Source organism: Pallidibacillus thermolactis (assembly GCF_025660415.1).
Classification (GTDB): domain Bacteria; phylum Bacillota; class Bacilli; order Bacillales; family Caldibacillaceae; genus Pallidibacillus; species Pallidibacillus thermolactis.
Map to the genome: position 1 here is coordinate 1 of NZ_JAOUSE010000090.1, position 4,429 is coordinate 4,429.

Annotated in this window: 3 protein-coding genes, 7 tRNA genes and 1 rRNA gene; 10 read left to right on the forward strand and 1 reads right to left on the reverse strand. The window is 35.8% G+C overall.

All coding sequences use genetic code 11. The features are described from left to right. Positions 1-341: 341 nt before the first annotated feature. Entirely contained in the window at positions 342-2,483 is a 2,142-nt protein-coding gene (locus OEV82_RS15840; RefSeq protein ID WP_173660987.1) for a Tex family protein, read from the forward strand. A 155-nt stretch (positions 2,484-2,638) separates the two neighbouring features. On the opposite strand, the gene cmpA is transcribed toward OEV82_RS15840, so the two are convergent. Further along, positions 2,639-2,752 (reverse strand): cortex morphogenetic protein CmpA, encoded by a 114-nt coding sequence (gene cmpA, locus OEV82_RS15845; RefSeq protein ID WP_173660973.1) that lies wholly within the window; start codon positions 2,750-2,752, stop codon positions 2,639-2,641. Positions 2,753-2,906: 154 nt separating this feature from the next. Between cmpA and OEV82_RS15850 the strand changes: the two genes are divergently transcribed. The 9 genes from OEV82_RS15850 to OEV82_RS15890 all read left to right on the forward strand — a co-directional run. Beyond that, positions 2,907-3,368, forward strand: a complete 462-nt coding sequence (locus OEV82_RS15850; RefSeq protein WP_173660985.1) for a SprT family protein — start codon at positions 2,907-2,909, stop codon at positions 3,366-3,368. A 169-nt stretch (positions 3,369-3,537) separates the two neighbouring features. Beyond that, positions 3,538-3,609, forward strand: a tRNA-Asn gene (locus OEV82_RS15855). A gap of 8 nt (positions 3,610-3,617) precedes the next feature. Further along, a tRNA-Glu gene (locus tag OEV82_RS15860) sits at positions 3,618-3,689 on the forward strand. Positions 3,690-3,796: 107 nt separating this feature from the next. Beyond that, a tRNA-Gln gene (locus tag OEV82_RS15865) sits at positions 3,797-3,868 on the forward strand. A 15-nt stretch (positions 3,869-3,883) separates the two neighbouring features. Continuing rightward, positions 3,884-3,959 (forward strand) — tRNA-Lys (locus OEV82_RS15870). Positions 3,960-3,997: 38 nt separating this feature from the next. Continuing rightward, a tRNA-Leu gene (locus tag OEV82_RS15875) sits at positions 3,998-4,080 on the forward strand. A gap of 63 nt (positions 4,081-4,143) precedes the next feature. Continuing rightward, positions 4,144-4,217: transfer RNA gene (locus tag OEV82_RS15880), tRNA-Pro, on the forward strand. Positions 4,218-4,230: 13 nt separating this feature from the next. After that, a tRNA-Gly gene (locus OEV82_RS15885) sits at positions 4,231-4,304 on the forward strand. A 64-nt stretch (positions 4,305-4,368) separates the two neighbouring features. Beyond that, positions 4,369-4,429 (forward strand): 16S ribosomal RNA (locus OEV82_RS15890); the annotation flags it as partial.

Sequence of the window (4,429 nt, forward strand, 5' to 3'; positions counted from 1 at the left end):
TATAAAAACTTCAAGAGATTTCGAGCAAGAATCTTATTGAGACATCAGTATAAAGGAATGGGTCTACATATAGGATAGGGGTGGCCTGATTTCTTTACCACCCCAACATTTGACGGAGAACCTTTATTTTTTACCTACTACCTATCTAAATTACACTTGCATAAGTGTTTGCAACTAGAAAGTAGAAACGTCTAATATAAAAGGGAAGTTTTATTAAGGAATTCATACTAGAAAATGTATATGTATTGCCAATTTTTAAGTTTAAGTTGTTTAAATTTTAGGGAGTGAACATATTGGAACAAACAATTGATAAACAAGTGGATAAAAGTCAAATAAACTTAATGAAACAAATAGCAAAGGAGCTGTCCGTTAAGCTATCACAGGTAAAGAGTGTCATAGAATTAACGAATGAAGGAAATACAATTCCATTTATTGCTCGCTATCGGAAAGAAGTAACCGGTGCTTTGGACGAAGTAATCATTCGTGATATTTTAGAACGCTGGAATTATTTGATGCATTTAGAAGAACGTAAAAAAGAAGTAATTCGTATCATTGAAGAACAAGGAAAATTGACAGAAGACTTAGTGAAAAAAATTAATAAGGCAACGAAACTTCAAGAAGTGGAGGACTTGTACCGGCCTTATAAACAAAAACGGCGCACAAAGGCGAGTATCGCAAAAGAACGGGGGCTTGAACCGTTAGCAAATTGGATGCTTACGCTACCTGATGAAGGAGATTTAAATGCAGAAGCAGCAAAATATATTAATGAAGAAAAGGAAGTTTTAACTACTTCTGATGCTATCAATGGTGCGAAAGATATTATAGCAGAATATGTATCGGATCAGGCAGAGATAAGAAAGTGGATTCGTTTTGAAACATTAAAATATGGAAAGATACAATCATTGGTAAAAAATGAGGAGCAGGATGAAAAACGAGTCTATGAAATGTATTATGATTATGAAGAACCTATAAATCGCATTGTCCCTCACCGTGTTTTAGCTTTAAATCGTGGAGAAAAAGAGGATATATTGAAAATTACTATTAAGCCTGATGTTGACAAGATTATCCGGTATTTAAATGAAGCGTTAATCGCAGATAAATATCATTCACCAGTTGCTGGAGAAGTAGCCGCTGCAATTGAGGATGGTTATAAACGTTTGATTCAACCTTCAATAGAACGAGAAGTACGTAATGAATTAACGGAAAAGGCAGAGGAGCAAGCGATTCTTGTGTTCTCTGAAAACTTACGTAAACTATTGTTACAACCACCATTAAAGGGAAAAATCGTTCTTGGTGTTGATCCTGCCTATCGAACCGGTTGTAAATTAGCGGTAGTAGATGAAACTGGAAAGGTGCTTCAAATTGATGTGATCTATCCGCACCCTCCAAAAGCAAAAAGAGAAGAGGCAAAAGAGAAAGTTCTCAAGATGTTAAGGAACTATGGCATTGAAATGGTTGCTATCGGTAATGGAACAGCATCTAGGGAAACAGAAGAGTTTATAGCTGATGTTTTGAAATTAGATAATAACGGTGTTGTCTATATGATTGTCAATGAAGCTGGAGCGAGTGTCTATTCTGCTTCTGAACTAGCAAGAGAAGAGTTTCCTGATTTACAAGTTGAAGAGAGAAGCGCGGTGTCAATTGCAAGAAGATTACAAGATCCATTAGCTGAATTAGTTAAAATTGATCCAAAATCAGTCGGTGTTGGTCAATATCAACATGATGTATCTCAAAAGAAATTACAAGAATCACTGAATTTTGTCGTTGAGACGGTTGTGAACCAAGTCGGTGTTAATGTAAACACTGCATCACCATCTTTATTGCAATATGTATCTGGTCTTACTAAAACTGTAGCGAATAATATCAAAAAGTATCGAGAAGAAAATGGGAAGTTTAAAAATCGAAAAGAATTGAAGAACATACCACGATTAGGAGCAAAAACATACGAACAGTGTATTGGTTTCTTAAGAATAGTTGATGGAGAGGAACCTTTAGATCGTACAAGTATCCATCCGGAAAACTATCCAGTTGTCGAAGCTTTACTTGAGAAAATCGGCATGAAAAAAGAGGATATTGGAACGGAAGAGTTAATCAAACGTTTGAATAAAATTGACATGGAAGATTTGTCTCAAACACTTAATGTAGGCTATTTAACCTTGAAAGATATCTTGGATGCATTGAAACGACCAGAACGCGACCCAAGGGATGATTTGCCTAAACCGTTATTAAGAAAAGATGTCTTAAAAATGGAAGATTTAAAACCAGGAATGGAACTTCAAGGAACTGTTCGGAATGTTGTCGATTTTGGTGCCTTTATAGACATTGGAGTTAAACAAGATGGGTTAGTCCATATATCTAATATGAGTAATGAATATGTAAAACACCCTTTAGATGTAGTTTCAGTCGGTGATATTGTTACCGTGTGGGTATTAGATGTTGACGTTAAGAAAGGAAGAATTGCATTAACAATGTTAAAGGAATAAAAGAAGGAAAACAGCTGTAGTTCCTATTACTGCAGCTGTTTTTATAACTGTGTATAAGATTATACATAAAATATTCCATTTAGATTATTAAAGTATTAGAAAGTATTTTGAAATTTGACTACTATTATTTCTAAATCAAAAATAGACAAACAGGGTTAAGAAAGGTGTTTTTTATGGTAAAAATACCAACATTGATTTAACAATTTGATTTGATATCTATTTTTTTCATAAAATGCCCGTCGGATTTGTACCTTTAACCATGTAGGCATAGTTTAACCCTCCTTATTGTAAGAGGTGATAAAATATGATTAAGTTTAAATTATTTATAAAGTTAATCGATCCTTATAATCAATTTATGATGGCATAGGTTGTCAAGTTTCGTAAAAATGTGTAGTTAATTTAAGAGAAGTTAAGGTGAAAAACGTGGATGATATACAATTACAAAGATTAGTTGAAAAAATATCGTTAAAATACTTTGGAGCCCCTTTCCAACATAAAGCAAGTTTTAATCAAAGACTGCGCACGACAGGGGGAAGGTATCTCTTACAAACGGGGAATATTGAGATCAATAAAAAATACTTTGATGTATATGGAGAAAAAGAACTTATTGGGATTATTAAACATGAATTATGTCATTATCATCTTCATCAAAATAAAATGGGGTATCACCACAAAGATCGTGACTTTAAACAATTAGCACAAAAAGTAGGTGCACCGAGATTTTGTACTCCTTTGCCCAGTAAATATTTGTCAAAAAAAACGGTTCAAATCCATCGGTATCAATGCCAAACTTGTAAATATATTTATAACAGGAAAAGGCGAGTTAATACGGATCGTTTTGTGTGTGGAAAATGTAGGGGTAAGCTTTTAAAATTAGAAAAATAAAATTAAATTTTTTGTTGACATTTAATTAAAAAGAGGATATTATAATAAAGCAACGTTAAACAAGCACTATTCGATCAGTTAGCATAGCTTCCGATTATTTTTTTAAAAAAATAGTTGACAACAAAAAACGAATAGTGTATTATATAAAACGTCGGATTTAACGATGCATTCCGCAGTAGCTCAGTGGTAGAGCAATCGGCTGTTAACCGATCGGTCGTAGGTTCGAATCCTACCTGCGGAGTTTATTATGGCCCCTTGGTCAAGTGGTTAAGACACCGCCCTTTCACGGCGGTAACACGGGTTCGAATCCCGTAGGGGTCACTTTCTTATAAATTATCCATTTATGGTAATAATATGATATATACTTAATCAGAAAAAAGGGATTTCTGACACAATTAAATTTTCTGTGAATCAAATTAATGTATCGGTGGGCTATAGCCAAGCGGTAAGGCAACGGACTTTGACTCCGTGATGCGCTGGTTCGAATCCAGCTAGCCCAGTTATTTTTATTTCGTGAGCCGTTAGCTCAGTCGGTAGAGCATCTGACTTTTAATCAGAGGGTCAGAGGTTCGAATCCTCTACGGCTCACCATTTCACAAAAATGTTATAACCATTCCATATCTTATTACGCGGTCGTGGCGGAATGGCAGACGCGTCAGGTTGAGGGCCTGGTGGGATTTATCCCGTGGAGGTTCAAGTCCTCTCGACCGCATAAAAGTATTGACCACGATCACAAGATATGATAAGATATAAAAGTTGTGAATTTCATAATTTACGGGAAGTAGCTCAGCTTGGTAGAGCACTTGGTTTGGGACCAAGGGGTCGCAGGTTCGAATCCTGTCTTCCCGACTCGGGAATCTATGCGGGTGTAGTTTAGTGGTAAAACCACAGCCTTCCAAGCTGTTGTCGAGGGTTCGATTCCCTTCACCCGCTCCATATTGAACCTTGAAAACTGAACAAGACAAAGCGTTTTTAAACCATTTTGAGCAAATCAAACCCTTTTTTGGAGAGTTTGATCCTGGCTCAGGACGAACGCTGGCGGCGTGCCTAATACATGCAAG

Coding starts and splice junctions, on each gene's coding strand:
- OEV82_RS15840 (WP_173660987.1), top strand. CDS start 342: ATGAAACAAATAGCAAAGGAGCTGTCCGTTAAGCTATCACAGGTAAAG.
- cmpA (WP_173660973.1), bottom strand. CDS start 2,752: ATGCCTACATGGTTAAAGGTACAAATCCGACGGGCATTTTATGAAAAA.